General features: G+C 36.4%; 16 protein-coding genes and 1 rRNA gene. 10 read left to right on the forward strand and 7 right to left on the reverse strand.

The window, feature by feature from the left end:
- Window positions 1-141: 141 nt before the first annotated feature.
- Together ACFIJW_RS00945 and ACFIJW_RS00950 are read right to left on the reverse strand one after the other, a co-directional pair.
- Window positions 142-288, reverse strand: coding sequence for a hypothetical protein (locus ACFIJW_RS00945; RefSeq protein ID WP_375632875.1), 147 nt, complete (start codon window positions 286-288; stop codon window positions 142-144).
- Window positions 289-994: 706 nt separating this feature from the next.
- Entirely contained in the window at window positions 995-1,354 is a 360-nt protein-coding gene (locus ACFIJW_RS00950; RefSeq protein WP_375613566.1) for a helix-turn-helix domain-containing protein, read from the reverse strand.
- 1,194 nt (window positions 1,355-2,548) lie between these two features.
- Between ACFIJW_RS00950 and ACFIJW_RS00955 the strand changes: the two genes are divergently transcribed.
- Window positions 2,549-3,394 (forward strand): TIGR01459 family HAD-type hydrolase, encoded by an 846-nt coding sequence (locus tag ACFIJW_RS00955; RefSeq protein WP_375632877.1) that lies wholly within the window; start codon window positions 2,549-2,551, stop codon window positions 3,392-3,394.
- Window positions 3,394-4,395, forward strand: a complete 1,002-nt coding sequence (locus ACFIJW_RS00960) for a bifunctional riboflavin kinase/FAD synthetase (protein WP_375632879.1) — start codon at window positions 3,394-3,396, stop codon at window positions 4,393-4,395. Before ACFIJW_RS00955 ends, ACFIJW_RS00960 begins: the two co-directional genes overlap by 1 nt.
- A 2,112-nt stretch (window positions 4,396-6,507) precedes the next feature.
- On the opposite strand, the gene ACFIJW_RS00965 is transcribed toward ACFIJW_RS00960, so the two are convergent.
- The gene (locus ACFIJW_RS00965; RefSeq protein WP_375632881.1) at window positions 6,508-6,837 is read right to left on the reverse strand and encodes a TIGR01244 family sulfur transferase; all 330 of its coding nucleotides are present in this window, start codon (window positions 6,835-6,837) and stop codon (window positions 6,508-6,510) included.
- A 1,001-nt stretch (window positions 6,838-7,838) separates the two neighbouring features.
- On the opposite strand from ACFIJW_RS00965, the gene parA reads away from it, so the two are divergent.
- From parA to ACFIJW_RS01005, 8 genes are all read left to right on the forward strand, one after another.
- Window positions 7,839-8,468, forward strand: coding sequence for a ParA family partition ATPase (parA, locus tag ACFIJW_RS00970; RefSeq protein ID WP_273790968.1), 630 nt, complete (start codon window positions 7,839-7,841; stop codon window positions 8,466-8,468).
- Window positions 8,465-8,695, forward strand: a complete 231-nt coding sequence (locus ACFIJW_RS00975; protein ID WP_375613561.1) for a plasmid partition protein ParG — start codon at window positions 8,465-8,467, stop codon at window positions 8,693-8,695. Before parA ends, ACFIJW_RS00975 begins: the two co-directional genes overlap by 4 nt.
- A 1,090-nt stretch (window positions 8,696-9,785) precedes the next feature.
- Complete coding sequence (locus tag ACFIJW_RS00980) at window positions 9,786-9,998, forward strand: EexN family lipoprotein (protein ID WP_375632883.1); 213 nt, start codon at window positions 9,786-9,788, stop codon at window positions 9,996-9,998.
- Window positions 9,999-10,044: 46 nt separating this feature from the next.
- A complete protein-coding gene (locus tag ACFIJW_RS00985; protein WP_375632897.1) occupies window positions 10,045-10,314 on the forward strand; it encodes an EexN family lipoprotein in 270 nt (89 codons plus the stop codon).
- Window positions 10,315-10,366: 52 nt separating this feature from the next.
- The gene (locus ACFIJW_RS00990; protein ID WP_375632885.1) at window positions 10,367-10,525 is read left to right on the forward strand and encodes a hypothetical protein; all 159 of its coding nucleotides are present in this window, start codon (window positions 10,367-10,369) and stop codon (window positions 10,523-10,525) included.
- Window positions 10,526-11,467: 942 nt separating this feature from the next.
- Window positions 11,468-11,701, forward strand: a complete 234-nt coding sequence (locus tag ACFIJW_RS00995) for a hypothetical protein (RefSeq protein WP_375632887.1) — start codon at window positions 11,468-11,470, stop codon at window positions 11,699-11,701.
- A gap of 2,323 nt (window positions 11,702-14,024) precedes the next feature.
- On the forward strand, window positions 14,025-14,213 hold the full coding sequence (locus ACFIJW_RS01000; RefSeq protein WP_375632889.1) for a hypothetical protein: 189 nt from the start codon (window positions 14,025-14,027) through the stop codon (window positions 14,211-14,213).
- Window positions 14,214-14,383: 170 nt separating this feature from the next.
- Window positions 14,384-14,788: a flagellar protein FlgN gene (locus ACFIJW_RS01005; RefSeq protein WP_273790974.1), complete on the forward strand. Its 405-nt coding sequence runs from the start codon at window positions 14,384-14,386 to the stop codon at window positions 14,786-14,788.
- Window positions 14,789-15,195: 407 nt separating this feature from the next.
- Here ACFIJW_RS01005 and rrf read toward each other — a convergent pair.
- The 4 genes from rrf to ACFIJW_RS01025 all read right to left on the reverse strand — a co-directional run.
- Window positions 15,196-15,310 (reverse strand): 5S ribosomal RNA (rrf, locus tag ACFIJW_RS01010).
- A 1,348-nt stretch (window positions 15,311-16,658) separates the two neighbouring features.
- Window positions 16,659-19,793 carry an autotransporter outer membrane beta-barrel domain-containing protein gene (locus ACFIJW_RS01015; RefSeq protein ID WP_375632891.1) on the reverse strand — a complete coding sequence of 1,045 codons (3,135 nt, stop codon included), beginning with the start codon at window positions 19,791-19,793 and terminating at the stop codon, window positions 16,659-16,661.
- A gap of 136 nt (window positions 19,794-19,929) precedes the next feature.
- On the reverse strand, window positions 19,930-21,960 hold the full coding sequence (locus tag ACFIJW_RS01020; protein ID WP_375632893.1) for an autotransporter outer membrane beta-barrel domain-containing protein: 2,031 nt from the start codon (window positions 21,958-21,960) through the stop codon (window positions 19,930-19,932).
- Window positions 21,961-22,100: 140 nt separating this feature from the next.
- A partial coding sequence (locus ACFIJW_RS01025; RefSeq protein WP_375632895.1) for an autotransporter outer membrane beta-barrel domain-containing protein occupies window positions 22,101-24,425 on the reverse strand: 2,325 nt, incomplete at its 5' end.

A 24,425-nucleotide genomic window follows, 5' to 3' on the forward strand; every position in this document is an offset into this window, starting at 1 on the left:
GAGATGATTAGCGAAGCGCAAAGAAAAGAAAATGCTACTGTTGTAGACAAATGTTAGAAAATCCTATTCCCTAACTTTTATTTACGCGTCCCTCACAGTAAAAAAGCTGTATAAATACAGCAAGTTATTTTTACATAAAACTTACATGTTATCCGTAAAGGGTATAAGGGTAAATCCATTGAGCCCGCCATCTTTACGCTTATGAAGAAGCAAGCCGGCGCCATCATTATATTTGCCAGCCCCCAATGTTGCGACAGATCTTGCATTAAGACGGTTCATAAGAGCCATTTTTTAATCCTTTCTTATACAAATTTGATCCACACATTCATCCCGCTTTTGACGTGCAAGGGAATGATTTTGATTGATTCAAGATAAGCAGGTTTGAAATGAGAGAATCTTACGTTATTCGAGCCTCTCAATCAACATACAAAACAGTGAATTATCATTATAAATCAATGTTTGCCTTATGATAGAGTTGGTGTAGNCCTCTCAATCAACATACAAAACAGTGAATTATCATTATAAATCAATGTTTGCCTTATGATAGAGTTGGTGTAGCATTGAGATTTTAGAGGGAAAATATGCCTTTAAGACTTTATAACAGATACTAAGTCTTTAATAGCAGGTATATTAAATGTACATCATTTAAAATAAATAGAGCGTCCATAGAGAAAAGGGGGGCCGCTCTTTAAATACGGATAAATACTTATTCTGTTGTGCTGTAAAACGCTATTGTTTGCGGGTGTGGTGATATAAGACATAAAACTTTATACATGGGGTGTTTTGATAAGAGAGTGTGATGAATATTCAAGGGAGGGCTTGTTTATATAATTTTGTGAAAGGAACCATATGAAATGGGAAGCTGAGAAGGAGCTATTTTTGAAAAGGCGGATCGTTTATAAACCGGTTTGAGGAGGGGGGCATCCTTTTGGGGTGTGGGGAGAAAGACAAGAATAGGGTGTGTAGCACTTTATAGCTATGCTTTTAAAGCGTTTTAATTTTGATCACAAATTAAGTTTAAAATCGCTTTCTGCTTGACAGATGTGAGGACTCTAAAACTTTTTAAAAGCAAATATTCCTCTTTGCTCGAGGCGATTTCATCATAATGGTACGGGGTGTTGTCTTTTTTGATGATATCAGTGTAAAAAAAGGCAAGTGGAACATTCAAAATATCGGAAATTTCCTTTAAACGCCCTGCGCTCACGCGATTTAAGCCTTTTTCATATTTCTGGATTTGTTGGAAAGTGACACCTAAATGATGCCCTAATGTTTTTTGAGACATTTTTAGCACTTTTCGCCTAAAGCGAATTTTTTTGCCTACAAAAAGATCAATATTAAGATTTTGAGCTTGCATTTTCCCCCTCCAGGTGCGAGCGCCCTCGCATTGGTATTCCGGGAGCTTGAAAACACTGAACCCTAGTCAGCATTTTGCTTTTAGTGCTTGGAGCACCTGGACATAGCAAAATCTCCCGGAATTCCGGGATACCCACATAGTGGGTTTATTTTTACGCTAGGGTTTCGGGTTTTCAAGACCCCTTTTGATCGTTGCGTATGCGATCAAAACATTTTTCGATTCATAAAGTAATTTTAGGAGATTGGCAATAAAAATAGTTTTTCTTGAGACGGATAGATTTTTTTAAATAGGAGGTTGTTTGCCTTTCAAAGTTTTAAGGTTTGCTTACTCAACTCATGACATCAGATATGCATTTTACGAAGGTAAAGCTTGGTTTTTAAGCTCAAGGCACCGCTTACGGTATTGCTCTTAACCAATAACCAAAATGGCTTGTTTTGATGCGTCTGAGATATCATGATGATAGGGGAAAGCTTTTATGAGTAAAGAGCCCTCATGCAAAATAAACTCAAAACATTATAGATCTGATTGTTGTATGTTCACATGTTTGTTTTAGAAGATATTTCTCAATGTTAGCGCCTATTTTACAATGGTGCTTCGTAAAGTATGTAGCGTAAAAGCCTCTATGAATGGGATAAAAGCTATATTGCTATCTTTACTGAAAAAAAGATGCTCGGACGGCACATACTCTCTGCCAGTTCAAAATATTACGACAGTTTTTGCCTTGAAAGGGAGCATAAGAGCTATTTTTTCTTTCTTCACGTGTTTTTATCTGTACGCTCTCTGCTTATAATGTGTAAGCGAAAAGGTTTTGATTGATTCAATATAAACAAATTTGAAATGAGAAAATATATTGGGCTTTCTCATGATGCATGTTTTTAAGAGGGGGATACGTTTATTTTCTCAGTGAAGAATTTGAGTATTTTAGATAAAAAACTCTATCAACGTCGTTGTTGTTAGAATTAAAATTTTTATGAGAAAAATGAGCATTGGGGAATGATAAGCTTTTGCTATCAAGCATTTTAGAATTTTGCACAACTTAATGATAACTTAGTTATTTTATCATTTCTTATGATCTCTATAGACGATAAAAAGTTGGGATATGGTTTGAGAAAGCAGATGACACAAGTATTATCTTTCGGTAAGTAGTTTTGAAGTAAAAGACAGCTTTAAATGACAAATAGAGATAGGTGCTCCATGAATGAACTTACCCATATTGAGACTATTATAGCGCATTATGATGCTGTTTTTTGTGATGTGTGGGGTGTTGTGCATAACGGTGTACATGCATTTGAACCAGCGTTGAAGGCGTTGTATAAAATCCGACAAATGGGAAAAACTGTCATTTTATTAACCAATTCTCCTCGGCTACGGGAAGATGTTGCTGCTCAATTACAAAGCATGAATGTTCATAGCGACTATTATGATGCCATTATCACTTCAGGGGATGTAACGCGCGATCTTATTCAGACTGCTCCACGTAAAGTTTTTTTCATTGGTTCACAACGTGATTTGGTGCTGTTTGAAGGGTTAGAGTGTGAATTTGTTGAAGAATGGGAGGCTTCTGTTGTCGTCTGTAGCGGTTTTCTTGAAGATTTTGACGAAGAACCCTCTGCTTATGAGGAGATGTTTCGTCGCATGCGGTCGCGGAATTTACCTTTTATTTGTGCGAACCCAGATGTGATTGTCCATTATGGAAATAAAGAATTTTGGTGCGCTGGTGCATTGGCTCGTCTTTATCAACAATTAGGGGGGGAAGTGCGCATTGCTGGAAAACCTCACGCGCCTATTTATGAATGTGCCTTTGAAAAACTTCAAAAAATACGGGGAACAGTAGAAAAAAGTAAAGTTTTAGCTATTGGTGATGGTCTTTTAACGGATATTAAGGGGGCGGCTCACTTTGGTCTTGATGCCCTTTATATTATGGGGGGGATTCATCATTATGATTATACGCAAAAGGGTGTGGTTGATAAGCAAGCTTTGCATTCTTTTCTTGAACATCATGGTTATAAACCACAAGCAATCATGTGGGCACTTCAGTAATGACTAATTTTTTGCGTCTTCAGGGAATTCATATGTTTCCCTCGGCTTGGCGGGGAGCAGTGTTGGCACTTGGAAATTTTGATGGTGTTCATTGTGGGCATCAGGTGGTGTTGCAAAAAGCACTTGATTTCGCGCGTATAAAAAAGAAACCATCTGTTGTTTTAACGTTTGAACCCCATCCAAGAAGTTTTTTTCAACATTCAGCTCCTGTCTATCGTTTGACAGAGGCAGCTGAAAAAGCTGAAATTTTTAAAACCCTTGGTTTTGACGGCGTGATTGAACAGCCCTTTGATGCACAGTTTGCCGCTCTTTCAGCGGACGAATTTATTAAGTCGTTTTTAAAGGAAGTTTTTGATGTTTCAGTTGTGGTGACAGGCGAAAATTTTCAATTTGGTCATCAGAAAAGTGGAAATGTACATCTTCTTTGCCAAAGGGGAGAGAAATATGGATTTGAGGTTGTGCAAGTTCCTTGCGTTGCTCGTCCTCAAGAGTCACAATCTTTGATCATTTCCTCGAGTTTTATTCGGCAACTTCTCTCACAAGGGGAAGTGGACAAAGCAGCCCATTTGTTAGGGTATCACTATCGGATACGCTCCAATATTATTCAAGGTGAAAAACTTGGACGTCTTTTGGGATTTCCTACCGCTAATCAAATGTTGCCTCCCCAAGTTCGTTTGGCTCATGGTGTTTATGCGGTACGTTTGCGTCGTGCGAACGGTGTTTTGTATGATGGTGTTGCAAGCTTTGGTTGTCGTCCAACGGTTGTTAAGGATGGGGCGCCCCTTTTGGAAACCTATTTGTTTGACTTTAACGACGACCTTTATGGGGAAAGCTGTACCGTTTCTTTTTTCCAGTTTTTGCGAGGACAAGAAAAATTTGATGGACTTGAACCTTTGATTGCGCAAATGCATCGTGATGAAAAGAAAGCAAAAGAAATTTTAAAGACAGTACAACCATTATCAAAGTTGGATAGGCTGCTTACTTTTAAAAATATGTCCTAAACTGATCTGAAAAAGAGAGAAGAGCCGTAAAAATAGCACTTAAAGTGATTATAATCACAAAGATATATTCCAAAACATCGTGGAATATATGTTTTTTCCGTTGTTGAGAGGGAGAATCGAATATCTGAAGATCTGATTTTGGCATCATTTTTTTCAAAGTTAACTTTATGGTTTTTGTTGTCATTCAAAACTTTACTGCTTGTTTCTTTCTGATCCGTTAAAACTCATCATAAAAGATGCAGTAAAGAATAAGCACCCAGCCTATTTAGCAATAATAGACGTGAAGAGGGAGAAAGGCTGTTTTTAAAATTTCTTGCGATTTTAAGCTTATAGTTTGATAAAATTTAATTGATGACTTTTTTTATTTTAAAAGTTTATTGTTTCTTCTTTCTAATTTGTTTTATTATATCATTTATGCCGTATCATCGTTTATGATGAGAGTTGGTTCGTGTAACCTTACGCATGTGATATTTTGTATTATGTGATGAATATTTTTAAAAAAGGTTTGTTTGTCAAGTCTCGTAAAGAAGATCAGTGGTTAGCAGCAGTTTTCGTGCTAACCAATCACGTAAAAGAGAATGAAGCTGCTGGAAGATGCTTTAACTCTCCTTTCTCTTGTATATTGTGATGGGGAATGCATATTAAGGAGACTGCGAGTGATTGCAGATAAAAAGAAATCATTGCGAGAAGCAGGTGTATTTGTTTCAAAATTTCTAATGCTTTTGATGGATAAAGGCACAATTTTGTTGTCGTAATACGTCAATCTTTTAGATTCTCAAGCTAAGAACTATCCATATATTTCCTTTGTCCTTCACAAATGTAAAGCCTATAATGCAAAGAAAAGGCAGTCTTGTAAGGATATGAAAACACAAAGCCAATAATGTTTTGTTGTTTTTTGATAGAAGTATTGGATAAAAGTTAGAACATCTTTCCAATCTATGTTCGGCCTATTCATGACTTTATGGTGTTGTTTTTCTCATAAAACTTTTTCTTTAGTGTTCCTCAATGCGAGCAGTATGTTTGAGATAAAGATTAAGGCGCTTTAATGCTCTCTCTACTGTTACAGCTTTTGTATGCTAGATGAGGAGAGCCCTATTGCATTATCCATTTGCGTATTCTCTGAAATCAATCTGCAGCCTTATTGGGGAAAATATGAAGTTATCAAGGGAAAAATCAGTCCAGATGACTGTCTTTTTTAAATTCGGCTTTGCTACTTTCAAAAGCGTCCAGAGCAATATCTCTTAAATCATGAAAATAACAGTTTCAGGCTTTTGTTGTTCTTTGAATAGGATATCAGATCTCACAGGTAAAATAAAATGTTGGAATATCCTTGTTTTGCTAATTTATGCACTTCTTTTAAAGAAATATCTCTCAACGCTTCTCATATTTATTTTCATGATGGCTCTCATGAATGGTATCATGCATGTTTCGTTGAGCGCTATCGTCTTTATGCCTAATAAAAGAGCAATCCGACACCACCAGTTATATTGACAAGCCTTCAGTGTTGTACAGTCTTGGCTATTTGAGAGCGTTTATGAGAGTTTGTTCTTAACTCGTTTTATTTCACACGAATACTTCCTGCTTGTGACATGCAAGAAACACGCTTTTGATTGCTTCACTATAAATAGACTTGAGAGAATCTTACGGCATTAGGATTTCTCACTCAACGTGCAAAACAATTAATTGTTATAAATCAATATGTTGTAGTTAACCATAGATTATGGCTTACGGCTTTTTTTATAAAATACTCTGCATGCCTTTTATTCGGAATATGGGGTTTTCTTAGTGGTTTTACTGTCGTTTTAGGTGTCTGTGGCGTACGAATGAGCTCGTATTGGTAAAGGAAGAGAAAAAGAAAGTGGAGCAGTGATAAAAGGTGGGGTAAAAATAAATTTTCTTGATCATCATATGAATTTTCACGCATTTTTATGGCTTCGGGTGTGTATGCTCGTTGTATATTGAGGAGCAAAGCTTGTTTGTAGAGTTTTATGAAGTGGCAAGCCAAGGGAAAGGTGCAAGACAAAGATTATTGACAGATTGTTTTTTACAAATCGATGTGTATTTAAGAATCTTCGTCTTTTAAGGTGCGGAGGAAGTGTGTGAACCCTCTGTTTAAAGACGCGCTAAACGATAAAGATGCAGCGAGCGTGCTCCGTGATGACAATAGGCAAGAAGAGGCAGAGAGGCTGTTTTTAAAATTGTTTGCATGGCTTCAACAGCTGACTTTTCTATAGTTGGAGGAGAAATGGGAATGTGATAGGCTTTTATGCCATATTCATTTGCGACCGTTTTAATGCTAGAAAAGTCAGGTTGATGGAGCTCTTCGTGATCGGGGCGGTTACAGATAATTGTTTTAAAACCAGCTTGTGCCAATGTTTTGATATTTTCTATGCTAATTTGGGCGCTGATAAAAATATCAGGTTCAATTTGTTGTAAATTCATTTTTATTTATTCCCAATTGCACGATCTTCACGATGCCCTCTGGTCTAGTATATAGAAAGAACATAATGAAGGTAAGTTTTTCAGTGGCATCTTAACAAAAATATTCTTTTTGTCGAGAAGATCTATTTGGGAAAAATGAGCTGTAAGATGCAAAATATCTCATTCCGCAACATGTTCGTTATGCGATCTTATAAAAGATGGATGTTTGGTCTTTATGGATAATCTATAGTGTTTACTCAGCATAGACATTTCATTGTGTTGTTTGTTTACGCGCTTGCTAGAGGTATCCTTACTTTTCTTAAGCCCATTTTACTCTGTCGAGAGTCAAAGAGTATAAAATTCATGGATCACCACCCTTTTTACACTTATGAAGCAGGAAGTCGGCACCATTATTATATTTTCCAACCCCCAATATTGTAATAGTTCTTGGTACTTGAGATTCTGCATAAGAAGCATTTTAATCCTTTCTTGTACAGTTTTTACTCACACGCTAGCCCCGCTTGTATGTACAAGAGATATGATTTTGATTAATTTAATATAAGAGGCATGAAATGAGAGAATCTTCCTGATTTCAGCTCTCTCATTCAACGTACAAAACAATGAATGCTTCTTATAGTTTGTTGTATATTCAGAGTGGAGCTTATTTGTAGAGTTGCATTAAGTGGATTGCATGAAGGGAGAAGCCCAAATGGCAGGCGCGAGATAAGAAACTGGATCATTTACATAGCATTGTTCACAGATCGACATGGATTTAAGAATCTTCGTTTTAGGGCGGGAGAAGAAGAGCGTGTCTTTTGTTTAGATTTATTTTTGTTATTTTCAAGAACATCATCTTCATAATGTTTTGCTCATGCTAAAAGAATATTATAAAGACAAAATTGCGGACTATTGTTATTTATCCTAAAAATGGGAAAAATGGTTATTTTGCACGTATTGGATGCTTGTTTCTTTTATTACTTTCTGTATAATCGTAAAAACGATAATGCTGAAAGGCGTAATAAATGATCATTGGACTTTTGAATCAAAAGGGAGGTGTCGGAAAAACGACATTGAGTGTTAATCTTGCGGCCAGTTTTGCGCGTACCGGTGCACGGGTATTGCTTATTGATGTTGATCCACAGGGGAGCGCATTGGATTGGGCTGCTGCGCGTGAAGATGCACCTTTGTTTTCGGTTATTGGTTTACCGCGTGCAACGGTTCACAAAGAGATTACACAGATTGGTCATGGTTATGATCATATTATTATCGATGGTCCTCCGCGTGTAACTGATCTTGCTCGTAGTGCTCTTATGGCTTCGGATTTGGTGCTTATACCTGTTTTGCCTAGTCCCTATGATATTTGGGCAGCGGATGGAATTGTAAAGCTGATTGACGAAGCACGTGTTTATAAAGAAAATCTTAAATCTGCTTTTGTCATTAATCGTAAAATCGTCAATACAGCGATAGGGCGCGATGTGAACGAAGCTCTTGGCATATACCCTGTGCATGTTCTTTCTTCTAGTGTTGCGCAGCGCGTGATTTTTGCAGAAGCAGCAGCACAGGGGAAGGCCGTTTATGAAGTTGATAAGCAAGGACCCGCAGCGGCAGAGATTGAAGCGGTTGCAGCGGAAATCAAGGAGTTAGCACGATGAGTAAAAAAATTAAAATTGGCACAAAACCAACCAATAAATCAATTCCTTTAACAGCGGATGCATGGATAGGAAGCCACAAAGGGAGCATGAGTGGAGGTATGAAGCGCCTCACGATTGATATACCAGAAAGTTTGCATCGGTTGATTAAGGTCAGTTGTGCAAGTCGTGGAACTAAAATAGCTGATGAGGTCCGCGAATTGCTTTCACAAAAATACGGAAAAGTGTAAAAAATGATACGATAATTTCATTGGTTTGAGTGCTTTTTCTAGAGATGATATCGATTGTTTTTATACGAAGTTAATAATAAAAGTGCTCTTCTTTTTTCACGATGGTTGCTTCATTCAAGTTGTTTTTCATAAGGTTCTGTATCATCGCATGAAAGAGCTATGAGTTTGCGAAAAATTCTCCGTTTCAAACTTTTCCCTATAAATGTGATAATCATCATACTACTTGTGATCTTATCCGCTAGATGAGTAGATAAGTTTATTCTTCCATAAAAATTATCTTGATAATGATTTTAAACATCAGGTTATTTTTTTGTTTATTGTACTTAATACATGCGTAAATAATGTAATTAAGAGTAGCCTTGATTATTTTTTTCTGTTATGCAGCAATCCGTTTTATTAAATTATATTCATTGTTTATAAAGGGGGGGATAAAAATAAGTAAAATTTACTGATATTGACGCGCTATAATTTTTCCTAATAAACAAAAGAAGTCATTGAGTATATTATAGAAAATATTTCTTACATTTATATGATTTTATAGTCTTAAATATTTAATGCCAGTTGTAATGGTACGCAAGGCAATAGGCTTTTTTCTTCAATTGGAATGTATAAGATCGCTTTTTTAGCATTTCTATTGGCTTTTAAAAAGTACAGGGGGACTTAAAGCTTTCTTTCTTTTCCGGTGGTTTAGAAATGATAAGAGCGCAATTAGTTGATTAAAAGCTGTATTCTTTCGTTTGCAGAGAATTTGCAATGGATATAGGCATGACGAATTTTGGGTAAGATATCGTGCTGCTTCTCGTTACCAAAAGGTTCTTGAAGGAAAAGAAATGATTAAAAAGCTTTTTGAGAATGTCAAGATATCAGAATTTTTACTGAAGTTTTAACACTTCAAATACAAAGAGCTGCCGTGCAGATAATGTTACAAATGCAAGTCTGATAAATGAAAGAGGCTCTTATGATTTAACATGTTTGCGTTGGAAGTGTACGTATTTGCAAAGGAAAATTAGACGCAAGGTCACAATATAGGAGGGGATGTGAATCCAAAGATATTGTTAATAAAATATAAAACAAAGAGAGGGGTTAAATCATGAACAAGATCATTATAACAGCGCTACTGCTTTGCGTGGGACTTGCTGTTACTGGTTGTGAAAAAACTTATAGTGTAAAAGAATTTAAAACAAATGAAAAATTATACGAGGAATGGGCAAAGAAATGTGAGAAGGATGATTCACCGCTCAAATCCTCTCAAAATTGTAAAAACCTTCGACAAGCATATGTAGAACTTTTTTTAAGGCCCTAAATTGTGTCCTAAACTTTGTAAATTTGAAAAAAGGGGAATTTTATTGATGAATAAAGCCATTATTACAGCATTGCTGGTTTGTACTGGACTTGTCGTTGCTGGTTGTGAAAAAACTTATAGCGTATCGGAATTTAAGAAGGATCCCAAATTACTCGAGCAATGGGCAATGAAATGCATGATATCAGAGGATTTAGATTCTCAAAATTGTAAAAACGCAGATAAAGCGTATCGTGAAGTTCATGCCCGAGATTGGCCTGGTTCAAGCTTTGTACATGATGACGAGAAAAAAACTGAAGAGAAAAAGGAAGGGAATTAAATCATGAATAAAGTCATTATTACAGCATTACTGGTTTGTACTGGACTTGTTGTTGCTGGTTGCGAAAAAAACTAAATTTAAGAAAGATAAAACATTACTCGAAGAGTGGGCAAAAAAATGTGAAAAGCTGGATCAATCTTCTATGGAGAAATCTAAAAATTGCCAACATGCCAGACAAGCATATATGGAACTGATGTTTGGCATTAATTAAAAACATACAATTCAATAAATAAGGAATTGTTTAGTTCTTGATTCTATTACCTTTTTAGGCTCTCTCTAACTTTTAGAGAATCTTTTTATGGCTTCAAGAATTAGTCGTTTACGATCAGTACTCTTTGTGTAAACGGATGCTATACTGTCATTGTTAAGCCCAAAAGTGCTTTCAATTGTAGATAGTATTGCCTCCCAATGAGTTGTTATGTGTTACTGCTAATTTTTTAATGTTTTGGTTACATGTATTTAAAATATTGAGATTAAATCTATCTTTGGGGTGTTTTTTTTGCGTTTATCACAAATAAATGTTTCATCACACTAAGATCGTCTTTAAGTGTTGCGGCTAATTTCGGAAAAATTAGGAGGAAACATTTGTTTGGAAATTACTTTCTCTGTTTTAATAAAGAGAAAAACATTCTGAATAGAATTATTATCGTTTCATACTCAAATGTTTTTCTCAAACTATTTTTAAAAAATTTCTTTTGATTTGAGAATATTATAACATTAGTTAAGTTGTGAGACAGTTTTGCTAGGACGGTTTTGCCGGATGTGTGAGGAATTGAGCGCTCTCCACATCTTTTCATTTTTCTCCTCTCTCTTTTCTGAGTTTACAAGGGTTTTCCTTGTTATTTTTTTATCTTGATTGTGTCGTGATATTATCATGTTGAGCGGTGGAGCTCATATAAAACTTTACGTATGAGGTGTTTTTTGTTCTCGAGCGTGTGATGAATATTTTTCTAAATAACACTTTGATTTATAAAAATGATTTAATTATTTTATGCTGAATAAGGATCTCGAATATAGTAAGCTTCTCTTATTCCAAATCTGTTTTCGGTTGAATTAATTAAAACCATCTTCTTGCATGGTACAAGCGGGGAGAGCCGTGTAGATAAAAACTGTTGGAGAAAGAAGTAAAAATGCCTCTTATAAACGATCTCAAGTGCTAAAGGTTATTGCAACATTTGGGGCTGGAAAAGTGTGTGATGCTGCTGGTTTATTCTCTCATAAGGGTAAAGATGGTGTTCAATGGATTTATCATAAGCTTCATGAAATATTATCCTTTAGGATTGTGAGATGCCCTGAAGGGGGAAGCAAAAGGAACTTACTCAATAAGGAGACAAATTATTTACAGATCGGATCTGGTAGAAAATTTCGTTTTTTAAGCTGGGGATGAAGTTGAGATTCAAGATAGCGTGAAAAGATGGACAATGATGGTTAAAAATGCATACAAAAAGCAGAGTTTACACCTCAAATAGTTGCAAGCGATGTTTGAAATTGGGTGTGTGGTTTATCTGTAGAATTAAAATTTTTCTTTGATCTTATGTGAAATTAAGATGCTTATTTGCACAGATTACAATAAGCCAAGAGAGTATGCTTAGTATATTTCTATTACGAGAACTAAAATAACAACAAAAGCATTGATGGTGATAATCAAGGTTGAATAAAGCATAGCGGCTTTTACGAGATCAGCCATAAAAACCTCTTTCTGTTCTTTTTGAGGTGATTTTATGAATAACAATATGTTACAATCTGTAATATATTGCTGATACAACATATTCGGCAAGCTTAAAATTGTTTCTTTTTTTATAAAAGCTTAAGGAGTTGGAGTATTGTGAATCCTAAAAAAAGAAAGCTTTAAAAGGACTATTGATTGATTTTGTAAGTTTTGTGTTGCTGGAAACTTTTTTATCCTGTTATGCTATAAAGCACTGTCATTTATAACGGTAATATAAGACATATACGTTTTCTTGGAACGTTTAAGTATTTTTTAGTGTACGATGAATATTCGTAGGTTTATTTGTTGAGCCTTTCGTTTAAGTGAATCAGATGAGGGGAAAGTCAAGAGAAGAGCGTTTGACAAAGATTCGGACTGCGTACAGAGCCGATTGAGTTAAGATCTTAGTTCTTTAAGGTGAGCGGCGGAAGACAAAAATGTTTTCTGATCGTTTATCTCATAGCAAGATTGGTTAATGCTGCTCTAATGGGGCATGTTTTGCACAAAAGTAAAGAACGCTCCAAAAGAAATATACTTATGTTGTATATTAGTATATTTGTATTGCATATTTATGTACTTGTTTTAAAGAAATATCTCTTAACGCACACGAAAGACATTTTACGATGACATTCGTAAATGGTATAACGGTAAATGTGAATAGTATAACAGTAAAGCTCTCATGAAATAATATAAACTTTGAATAATATAAAAATCTATAAAATGCTATCATCTTTATACTTATGAAAGAGCAAGTCACAATCATCGTACGCTTGCTTCCAATGTTTATTATAGTTCTTGGCATTTGCTAAGGTTCATAAGAAGTCTTTTTCTTTCAGCGTATTTTATCAACACATCAGGGCGTTGTTTGTGATGTGCAAGCAAGTGATTTTAATTTATTCAACATGGAATAGATTTGAAATGTGATGATTATGAAAGAGAAGAGCTGCATTTAAAAGGTTGAAAACGAGAGAAAGATCGTAAACAAAAATTGTACCTTGATTATAAAATGATTGTTTCTCTGTTTTTATACCAGTAGCACATGTAAAGTCGCGATATTAAGAGCAAACTGTGTTATGGAATGAAATAATCTGTAAGAAGATGCTGTGAAAATTCTGAAAATATCAATGGGGGGAGCGTTAAGCATTATGCATTGGATAATATTTTGATTTATAGATGATAATCTATCGTTATTCAACTTGAATTAGATTCCTTAATACTGGACATTTTTTCATTCCAAATCTGTTTCGTGGTGAATTAACCAAAACAATGTCTTTTGCAGTTACAAGCAGGGAGCTCCCATGCGCAGAGAAATTGTACAAGAAAGGCCATGCTTTATGAACCGTCTCAAGTGTCAAGAGTATCAGAACATAAGGGGGTAGCAAAATATATGATGGTGCTAGCTTGCTTCTTTTATTAAGCGTAAAGATGGAAAATACTCAATGGATTTTATACATGTCATGGGAGATTTATCATTATACCATTCATGCATTCATGGGCCGCGGCGCGAAATAGGCTTGGGTGCACTTAAGAGATGTTTCTTTAAAACAAGCGCGTGAATATGCGATTGAAGACGTATCGAACTGATTGGCTAAGAAACTCTTGAAAAGGTTCAAAAAATCTTATATAGTTGTTCATTGCAAAGAAAAGCGAATGATAATTTAAAAAAGGAAGATTGATGGCTGTTTAGCTATTTTAAGATGTCTTTTTATATTGCTGTGTGGCTGATCTGTTCAAAAGAGCATTCTTTTTGTGTTTTATGCGAAATACTGCATGTGTGCAGAAAGAGCATGGGAGAGGGGGTGTCCTTTTGAATGGGTGCAAACTGATCTTGTCTGGTGCCATCTTATGGGGCGCCAGAAGGTATAAAGTTTTAGTGCAGAGAGAGCCATAAGGTTATGGAGGGTAAAATGCTGCTATTGGTAAAATGCTGAAATTTTTAATGGGCTTAAGTCTTTAATATGCTGCAAGATAGGCTGCGGTTTTTTGTCGGCAGGTAGTTTTTGTGGCTGAAGTTCTCGTGAAAGCATTGTTATTTTCTGTTGAAGATGAGCTCGTGATAAAATCGGCAAGGCGAAATAGACAGAGCAAATATGGAAGTTTCGATATTGCTGTAAGGTTTAAGTTTATAGCGTTTTTATGGATTAGTATAGCCGCAATGATGGTTTTGGAGCAAAGCAAGAAAAATATTTGAGAGAACGCGTTGAAAGTTCAAGTGGTATACGCTTTGAAGGATTGTCGTGCTGTTGTTTGAGCAATGTTTGCACTACGAGCTTGGTTGAGTGTATCAGCATTGAAGAGAACCTGTTTAGTCTCCCTCATTTGAAAGTAAGATTGAACAATAGTGTTGAAGGGGAAGTAAAAATGTCTGTAGTGCAATATGGTGATGATAGTTTTGCGGCAAAAGCAAAAGTTCTTGATAACAACCTTATTGATCGTGATTGGGCGATGACAAAATTTGTTGCTGCTGTTAAAGGATTAGCTCAAGTTGTTGATTATGAAAGCAATATGCTAGAGAGTAGTGGTGTTCCAGATTACGAAGAAATAAATTTGCGTAAAATACGTGGTTTGCGTGATCTTAATAAATCCATGAGTGATGTGAAGCGCTATATGAATCAAGATATTGAGCATGAGGTTGAAAGTTTGTTGTCTGATTTACAAGAAAAATTACAGCGTAATAGTGAATTACTTCAAACACATTTAAATGCAGTTAATGATCTTTCTAGAGCTATACAGCTATCTGGACGTGCAAAAGAAATAGAGGAATAAATTCAAATCTGATTAATACGGGCTGTTTTAAGTAATGACAATGATTAGGTAGGGCAGTTGATTTGGGTAAATAGTGCGTTTAGTGAGTAGACTTGTTTTAAGCGCATTTTGGTATTTAAATTATTATCCTGATGTACTGTAAAACGCTGTTCTTAAAACAGTGTTTTTTAAGGTATCGTGATGTGAACCGCATGCTGTGGGAAGCTGGCTGGAAGAGAACTAAGAGAAGGCGGATTATTTACAGAGCATTGTTTGCAGACTGAGTTAATAGGGAGAGCTTCATTTTTTAGTTTAGGGAAGGCGATTAAGAGAATATTTAGACCAGCCTGTGATGCCTTAAAAACAGCTTCCTTGGGGGTGTGGTAATGTAAGGTTTATATATTGAGTCTTTTGCTTGCATTTAGCAGATCTGGCGGCGACTTACTCTTCCGTGCCTTAAGGCAAAGTACTATCAGCGCTGGAGTGTTTCACGGCCGAGTTCGGGATGGGATCGGGTGCGTTCACTCCGCCATAACTATCAAGTCAGCAAAAAGCATGAATGATGAAGAGTATGTGATGAATATTGCCTATAAGCTTCATGGAATATTGTCCTTTAAAGTGTGGTGATATGACGCGGTTCGTTGTTTAAATCTATATGCTTGAGATAAAAATTAAAGCGGTTTATTATTTCCTTCTGCTGTTTTTAGTTTTTGTATGTCAGATTGGAGAGAGCATCCAGATCTGAGTGGATATAGTGCGTATATCTTTGTTGGCGTAATATTTGAAATGGGGAGGCAATCTCATTGGGAAAGAATAAAGGGGTAGAAATCAGCTTCCCTCTGTACCGCCGTTCTTTAATTTAGCTTTATGTCTTTCAAAAGTATCTAAAGCACTATCTGTTAAATAATGAAGATTCCGCATTGTTTCACGCTTTTTTTATTGTGTTTTTTACTGCGGGCATGTCCTTCATGCACGACAAAATACTCAAAATAGAATGGATTTGTTATTCCTAATTCACGTCCTTGTTTTAAAGAGATATCTAAGCCCTCAAGTCTATTTCGTGATGGTGTTTGTGGGGCGCAACGACATCTTTGATGCAACGGTGCTTGTGAATGGTATAATAAGAAAGTTTCCATGGAAATAATATAAAATCTATAGGGTGCGACCATCTTTATGCTTAATAAAAGAGCAAGTTGATATTGTTATATTTTTCAACACTATCATATTCTTTGTTTGATCCCAATGTTGCTCCAGCCCTTGGCACTTGAGATAGTTCATTAGAGGCATTTTTAATCCTTTCTTAATAGTTTTTTATCCCTATGGCTCTTCCCCCTTGTCACTTGTAAGAGATATGGTTTTTGTTGATTCAACATAGAACAGGTCTAAAATGAAAGAATCTGACGATATTCTGGATTCTCATTTAACATGGAAAACAATTAATTGTCTTTATAAATCAATATCTTGTCTTATAATGGAGCTGCTGTAGCATTGAGATTTTAGAGGAAAAACATGCCTTTAAGAATTTATACCAGATACTAGTCTTTATAGCAGGTATATTAAATGTACATCATCTAAAATAAATGGAGCGTCCACAGCGAAGAAGGGGCTGACTTTTTTTAAATTGGCATGAATGCTTATTCTGTTGTGCTGTAAAAACATCATCGCTTGAGGTGTGGTGATAATATAAGACATAAAATTTTATGCATGGGGTATTTTGATGAGAGAATGTTATGGTATTCAGTCTTTTATTCAATATGCAAAAGAAATATTATAAGTCAAAATCTTCTTTGATGTGATAATGATTTTTGAGAATTTAAAAAATATATAAATTTAAATAAAAAAGCAGCACTTTGTGCTGCCTTTTTTATTTAAGTTAAAATTAACTTCTGCTTTAGAAAAGATAACGTATTCCGCCAGACAAATTGGTGCCAGATACACCGGCTTTTTGCAGTTTTTGCCGATAGCTGATATCGGCGTTTAGTACGATATTTTGAGAAAGATATGCATTCACCCCCATGCCTCCCTCAACTGAAGAGCCGGTAGGATCAACATGAAAGGTATCAGCAATTTTTATTGTTTTACCATCGCCAAAAGTTCTGATAACATTCATTTTACCATAGAAGGAAACAGCCTTGTTTTCTTCAACAGCCATTATCGTTTTTGTTAAACGTCCACCAAAACGGATCAACCATTGATGTGGATTGCCCATGTCTACTTTTAAGCCATTGGTATCTGAGAAAATATCAAACATGAGATTTTGATAAATGAATTGAGCTTGTGGTTCAAAGACAAGCCCTTTTGTATCGGTTGCTAATTTCTGACCAATGGTTGCAGATATATTAAGCATCTCGGTACCATCCAATTTTGCGGCATTCCCAACAAGAGCTGTGGTAATATTTCCTTTTAAGGTTCCGTAAGAAAGAAGAGCGTTGACATATATACCATTGCTATGCTGGATGCCGCTATAAGCGGTAAGTGACCATTTATCAAGCGTTGTCTTTTCAGAATCTTGCATCTCTTTTGGCGTAAAGGCAAGCTTTCCGTACGTTCCTAAAAGACCAAAATGTGCGCTTATGTCTTTGCTTTCTAAGGCGGCTAATATGCCCCCTAATTGTAAGGCAGTATAGTTTACATCAGCACCATAACCATAGTGCAGTGGATCGCGGTTGGAAGATAGGGTGACCTTCTCGCCGTAGGAAGAGAAAAAGATACCATTCTTTTTATTGTCTTTTGCCCCAAATACTGTTGTTCGCATATTGTCTAACAACGTGTTTTGATTGTTTACATCAGTAAATCCAGCAGAAAATAAAGTATTAGATATGGTTAAATAGTTTGCTACCTGTGGTAAAAGGGCTCGAACTTTTTTATCCTTATCAATGTAGGCATTTTGTAAGCGGAAATCCCAGAAATCACTATTCTTCTTGCCAAAAAGATTTTGGCTCTCATGAGATGTTCCAGGCTTATAGCCTGTGAGTACATATTTATAAGGTTGTTTCCCTATTGTCATATAGTTTCCTGCTAACGTGAAGGAATTTTCATTCGCTTGTCCGGAAACTTGAATGATTGAAATCCCATGTGTCCCTAAAGGAAGTGACGCCATGCGTTCTTCCCAAACAGCAGAGCTATCGGTTTGGAGATTGATGTGCACAAAAGTACTTCCTGAGACATCACCATTAATCACAATGCGATCAGTTTGTTGTTCCGTTATAGGAGAATGTTTATCCCATTGAGTGTTTACATAAATCTCTGCAAGACCCGCTGTACTATAAACCGCTGCTGTGTGAATTGTTTCGTCTTCTTGCGAAAGATTAGGTCCTATAAACAGAGTTTGATAATGTCCCTCAATGGGCTTGTCAAACATAATAGCACTGTTTGTAAGGTGCAATTCAGAAAGATTAGAGTATGATTTTTCATCAACACCAAACTGTCTATAGTCATTTAAAATATTATCATTATTTGTGGCATTTTTATTAGCCTTTACAAGCCATTTCGTCCTCTCTTTTAGATCAAAAACTGTTCTATTATCTTTAGAAGTTCTTACCCGACCTTCTAAAGAAGAGTGGTCTGCAACTAATGTAATGGTGTTTGTGGAGGCACTTTCGTTCTTGATATTTTTTAATAAAATATCGGCATGAACTTCTGAATTTTTAAGGTTGACTTCCCCGTTTATGCCTGTTCCATAAAGGTTGATACCGCTACCATGTTCAACGAAAAGCTTTGTATTCTCTAGGGTTACTTTATCAGCAATATTGGCTACATCTTGTTCTTGAACGGCATTGGTGTTCCTTTCAGCATTGTGTGTATATCGTTTTCTAGGGGCATTATACGGATTGTTGCGAAAAATAATACCGTCTGCTTCATAATTTCCCGTGACATGGACGCTTGAATCCTTAAGTTTGATTGTGCCCTCCATGTTTACCAAACCAGCTGTTTCTGCTGTTACAGTAATGCCTGTAGCATCAATTTCTCCACCATCTGATACGCTTAGTGCAACAAAACGCGCATCAACTGTTCCCCCTATCATATTGACTTTTGAATTATTTCCCTCTGCATGTACAGCAAAACTATTGTCTTGAATTTTTTTATTATGTAGCGTTATGGTCTTACCGTTTTTAGCTTCAACTCCAGCGCTTATATCCTCAATTTGTGTAGACTTTTCAGGTTGTTTTATTGGTGATATTGGTTTTTCAATCTCTGATTTTTCAGATATTTTTTGTGCAGATGAAGATTGCACAGGCGCTGGTTTTGCAGATTTTGGTGGTACCAGTAATGCTGGTTTTCCAGTTTCTACTCTTAAAGATATTGGCTGTGTGAGTTCTGGTTCATTAGATGTTGGTGTTTGCTCTGTTGTTGGTTTTGTAGGTTCCGTTCTTGTAGGTTCAGACTTTGTAAGTGTTGGTTGTAAATTCGGTGAAGGTTGTGTAGGTTCTGGCTGTGAAGACACAGCAGAATTCGATAGTGTTTTTTCGCTGGAAGAGTCTGCAGAAGAGGAGGGCGCCCCTGAACGTCTTCTAGATTTTGCTTTCATTCCTGTTGTTGAAGCTATTTCTGTCGTTAGAGATTGTGTAAGAGTGTTTTGTGTTGTAGGGTTAGATTGTACACCTTCTGTAACTTTAGTCTTTGGTGTTTGGGTACTTCCTTGACCAAGATCAGAGTTTTGTTTTGAAGAAGAAATTATATTTCCAGCTGAATTTCCTTCAAGTTGTGTTTTGGGAGGTAGAGTGCTTGTAGAAGTAGGCGTTGTAGTTTTATTCCCTGTAGGAGGAAGGGTTATGATTGTTCTTGTAGAGCTAGATGTTGAAGGTGGATATGAATATGATGGCATAATTTGCCCGATTCCATCATATGGATCTTTATACGGATCAAAAACTCCGGATAGATTTATTTGTGACTTGACACGAGCAGGTTGTAGAGAAGAAGAATCTATCGTTGTTGATGGATTTGTACTATGAATAGCATAAGACATACTGGTGGAAGAACAAAACAGAATTCCAGAAACTGTGTATAGTAAGAAGCTTTTTTTCATATGGATGTATTCCTAAAATATTTCTCCCCTCTCTCATAAAAAATAAAACTTTGGCCTCATTATGTCTCTTTTGTAAGAGGCAAAACGAAACATAATGAGATCTCTTTGTATTTCAAGATAAGGGATACAAGTATTTTTAAAAGTGATAGCGCATTCCAGCGGCAATATTTATTGCAGAGATGCCAGCTTTTTTGAATTTATGTTGATAGCTGATATCACTATGAAGCTCTATATTTTGCGATAAGTGCGCCTGAATACCAAAACCACCTTCGATTAAAGATCCCATAGCAGCAAGTGAAAAGTTTTCACTAAAAGTTTTGATCATGTTCAGTTTTCCGTAGAAGGAAAGGGCATGTCCTTTGTTTTGTGTCAAACGTCCACCAATACGGAGCAACCATTGATGAGGTTTGCTTATGTCTATTTTAGAGTTATCGTCATCTGAGAAAGAGCTCCTATCTGATAAAGAACCAAGCATGAGACGTTGATAAACAAGTTGTGCTTGTGGTTCTAGGATTACACCTTCCAAATTGGTTGACAGTTTTTGACCAACAGTTGCAGCGGCTCCTAATGTTTTACTATTCTTCACTTTTGAGGTATGTTTAATGAGAGCTGTAGCATGATTTTCTTTGAAAATTCCATAAGAGAGAAATGCACTTGCATAGATGCCACTGTCATGCTGAATATTTCCATATGCGGTGAGTGACCATTTGTCAAACATATTTTTTTGAAAGCTCTCCTTGTTTTTAGGAGTAAAAGATAATTTCCCATATGTTCCGAAAAGACCAAAGTTGCTGCTGATATTTTGATCTTTTAGCGCTATTAATGTTGCTCCTGCTTGCAATGCAGCATAGCGAATATCTGCTTGAACACCATCTTGTTCTGCTTGAACCTTGGAAGAAAACGTGCTTTTATTGCCATAAGAGGATAAGAAAACGCCTCTTTCTGGATGATCTTTGGGCTCAAACATTGTTATTTGCATATTGTCTAACAAGATATTTTGATTGTTGACATCACTAAACCCAACAGCAAACATCGCGATAGGCATGACTAAAGAGCTTTCTTCTTGTGGTGTAAGAATTGTTCTTTTTTCTGTCCCATTAAGAGAAGTAGAAGTTGCAGTTGCTTTATCATCATCTGTAAGTTTAGAGGTGCTCTCTGTCGCAGCGGTAGCAGTATTTCCAACCTTTGGGAGCAAATTCATATGCGCTTTTGCTGATGTATTAAGAGTCGTTTTCGATGCTGAGGAAGTGGTGTTTGTTTGGGGATCAATATCAGATTGCGAATTTTCATTTATTTTAGGCTGTCTCATTCCATGATCTGTTCTTGTGAATGAACTGTCCTTGTGTTGGGCAGCAACATGAGCGGGTGGTAATTTATCACTAGCGCGTCTTTGTCTTGTGCTGGAGTCAATAAGAGGTTGTTTATTCTTTTCAGATGCAGGAGGGGTTGTCTCTCCTTTTTTCTTCACGTTAGTTATTCCATCGTTGTTCAAAGTCTCTAATACTGCTACTGCTTTGCGTAAAGTATTGGAAAGTTCCTTGTTTTGTCCTTGTAAAGCACTATCCACTTGTGCTGCTTTATGTAATATTTCTGCTTTATTTTGCAGTTCAAACCAATTATGATTGTCTTGGCTCACCGATTGTTGGCGCGCGGTATTAACACGCTGTTGATTATCAGCATCAAGGATTTTTGCTGCTTGCACGGCATCAGAAATTGCTTTATCGTAGCCACGTAATAAATTTTCTCTTGTTTTTAATCGGTTCTGACGTAATTGTTCAAGGTATGCTCTGGCTTTCATCATATGTTGTATATCCAGAGGGTTTTTGTTTGCCATGGCTTGGGCGCGTATATTATCCATTTCGCGGTTCACCACGTTTATATGTGTACCAGAACTATAACGACCTGCACCTGCAAAAGAGCTGTTAATCGTATTTCTTACACGATCCATATGATTTTCAAGTGCTTGGTTGAAGTGCGAATTATCTTCCATCATGGCGCCAGAGGCTATCTTTTCAAGATTTTTTTCTGCTTGTGTTGGTGTGTTTATTAAATCAATAGCATAGCGTTCCTGGGGGCTTAGAGCAGAGGCGGTGCTGGTAGATGTGAAGTTAAAAGAAGAAAAAAATAAAGCACAAGCGGCTGTACATAACAAAAGATTCTTATGCATAGAGATGTTCCTTAAGATATTTTCTTTGTTTTGCTAAAAATGAACCACTTTTTGACACATTGCGGTTTTTTGTAATGTAGTTAAGCAGCACTGTTTTCATCTCAGCGCTGCTTATGCGTCAAAATAGAGAGCTAAGATTTCTAAAAGCGATAACGCATTCCTCCGGAAAAATTAATTCCAGAGAACCCAGCTTTTTGAAGTTTATATTGGTAATTAACGTCAGCATGAAGTGCGATATTTTTAGAAAGCTGCGCGTTAATGCCAAGTCCACCTTCAAGGGAAGAGCCCATAGAATCGAGATGGAAAGATTCCATAACATCGATAGTGCGCTCCTCACCAAAAGCTTTGATGACATTCAATTTACCATAAAAAGAAAGAAAACGATCTTTTTCAATAGGAAGTATTGTTTTTGTTAAACGCCCTCCAATACGGACCAACCATTGATGAGGGGGCTTTATATTAACTTGGAAGCCATCAATATCTGAAAGAGTGCCAAAGGCAATATGTTGATAAATAAGTTGTACTTGTGGTTCAAAAGACAGCCCTTCAACACCAGTTGCTAGTTTTTGTCCAACGGTAGCTGATATATTTAATGTATCCGTATTGTTTAATTCTGTGGTGTTGCCGATAAGGGCTGTTGTAATATGTCCGTTTAAAATGCCGTAGGAGAAAAGTGCATTAATATAGAGACCATTGTCATGATGGAGATTCCCATATACCGTAAAGGACCATTTATCCAGTATGCTTTTGTCAGAACCTTCCATGTCCTTTGGCGTAAAAGCGAGCTTTCCATATGTGCCTAAAAGACCAAGATTCGCGATTATATTTTGATTTTCTAACGTTGTTAATGTCATGCCTGCTTGTATAGCAGCATAGTGAACATTAGCACCATAACCATACTCCAATGGACTACGGCTGGAAGATAACGTCATCTTGTTGCCATAAGTCGATAAAAATATCCCTTTTTGTTTATGACCTTCTAATCCAAAAACTGTTGAGTGCATATTATCTAACAGTGTATTTTGATTGTTTATATCAGCCAAGCCAGAGGAGAATATTGCATTATGCATAACCAAATAGCTTGCCATTTGAGGAACAAGAGCTTTGATTTTTCCTTCATCATCAAGAGTCGCATTTTGTAGACGGAAATCCCAAAACTCTTCACTTTCTTGCAAGAGACTTTGCTGTTTGTCAGCTCTCCCACGGCTGGATGTTGGTCCATAGCCATTTAATACATATTTATAGGGCAATCCACCCATTGTAGTGTAGCCATTTGCCAGCGTGAAGGCGGCTTCCTCTGCTTTTCCAGACACCTGAACAAGTGAGAGACCACGCGCATTCAAAGGAATTGAAACTTCATCATTATCGAATGGTTCTGCACGCTTTGAAAGATTGTTGAAATAGATCGTTGTGGTGCCTGAGACATTACCATGAACGAGAACACGGTCAGTTTTTTGTTGTTCTTTTATAAGACCATTACTCCATTCGGTATTAAAGTAAATCCTTGCGTTGCCCAATGCATTGTAAACCGTTGTTGCATCGAAGCTTCTGTTTTGCTCTGCTTTTGCAGCTTCAGCTGTTGGCTGTTTTCCCACATGCAAGGTTTGATAATGATTGTCTGCTAGTTTATGCGGCGCATTAAATATAATAGAGCTATTATTAAGGTTCAATACTGAGACAATAGACTGTGCACGTTGTTTAATATCAGTGAGCAAGTATCCTTTAGAGCTGTCAAATTCTTTGTCTACTTCAAATTGACTAATCTTTAGGGACCACTTGCTGTTATTGTTGAGAGTAAAAATCGTTGTATTTTGAGGTAAAGTCTTTGCTCGTCCTTCTATAATCGAATTGTCAGCGCTTAATATAAAAGTGCGAGGATCGATATCTTTTGAGTTTTCTGGGATTTTATTTTTTAATAATATATCAGAACGAATTTCTGAACTTTTAAGTTCTACCTCAGCAACAGATTTTGCATAATCTGGTCCTAGAATACCAATACCATTTTCAACAAGAAGTTTTGTGTTGGTAAGAATTGCTTTATTGATAACTTTTTCGCCCTCTTTTACTTGGGAACTTGGGATGTAATCAAAAAGGATACCACGACTTTTGTGATGTCCGGAAACATTTATGATTGAATCTTCAATATGGATGATGCCGTTTGAAATTTCTAAACCACGGGAATTTGATTTTCCTACAGTTTTTTTAGCATGAATACGCCCACCTGTTGTTGCGGTAAATAAATTTGAGTCTGAACGCATTGTTGAATTTGTAATGGTGATAAAGGCTTTGTCATCAGCAACCACTGTTGTATATGCGCTGCGGATAAAAACGTTATTAAAGGTTTTTTCTTCTCCTGCTTTATCCGCACGAGCCATAACCATTGTAGGAGCTGATGTATTTGCATAAGTTGAACCGAAATGAGAAAAAATCAAAGTTCCAGCAATTGTACATAACAAAAAATTTTT

This window comes from Bartonella sp. MM97QHHN (assembly GCF_042194285.1).
GTDB lineage: Bacteria > Pseudomonadota > Alphaproteobacteria > Rhizobiales > Rhizobiaceae > Bartonella.

What these genes read in the sequence shown, in the direction of transcription:
- ACFIJW_RS00945 (WP_375632875.1), bottom strand. Translation starts at nt 288, where the DNA reads ATGGCTCTTATGAACCGTCTTAATGCAAGATCTGTCGCAACATTGGGG.
- ACFIJW_RS00950 (WP_375613566.1), bottom strand. Translation starts at nt 1,354, where the DNA reads ATGCAAGCTCAAAATCTTAATATTGATCTTTTTGTAGGCAAAAAAATT.
- ACFIJW_RS00955 (WP_375632877.1), top strand. Translation starts at nt 2,549, where the DNA reads ATGAATGAACTTACCCATATTGAGACTATTATAGCGCATTATGATGCT.
- ACFIJW_RS00960 (WP_375632879.1), top strand. Translation starts at nt 3,394, where the DNA reads ATGACTAATTTTTTGCGTCTTCAGGGAATTCATATGTTTCCCTCGGCT.
- ACFIJW_RS00965 (WP_375632881.1), bottom strand. Translation starts at nt 6,837, where the DNA reads ATGAATTTACAACAAATTGAACCTGATATTTTTATCAGCGCCCAAATT.
- parA (WP_273790968.1), top strand. Translation starts at nt 7,839, where the DNA reads ATGATCATTGGACTTTTGAATCAAAAGGGAGGTGTCGGAAAAACGACA.
- ACFIJW_RS00975 (WP_375613561.1), top strand. Translation starts at nt 8,465, where the DNA reads ATGAGTAAAAAAATTAAAATTGGCACAAAACCAACCAATAAATCAATT.
- ACFIJW_RS00980 (WP_375632883.1), top strand. Translation starts at nt 9,786, where the DNA reads ATGAACAAGATCATTATAACAGCGCTACTGCTTTGCGTGGGACTTGCT.
- ACFIJW_RS00985 (WP_375632897.1), top strand. Translation starts at nt 10,045, where the DNA reads ATGAATAAAGCCATTATTACAGCATTGCTGGTTTGTACTGGACTTGTC.
- ACFIJW_RS01005 (WP_273790974.1), top strand. Translation starts at nt 14,384, where the DNA reads ATGTCTGTAGTGCAATATGGTGATGATAGTTTTGCGGCAAAAGCAAAA.
- ACFIJW_RS01015 (WP_375632891.1), bottom strand. Translation starts at nt 19,793, where the DNA reads ATGAAAAAAAGCTTCTTACTATACACAGTTTCTGGAATTCTGTTTTGT.
- ACFIJW_RS01020 (WP_375632893.1), bottom strand. Translation starts at nt 21,960, where the DNA reads ATGCATAAGAATCTTTTGTTATGTACAGCCGCTTGTGCTTTATTTTTT.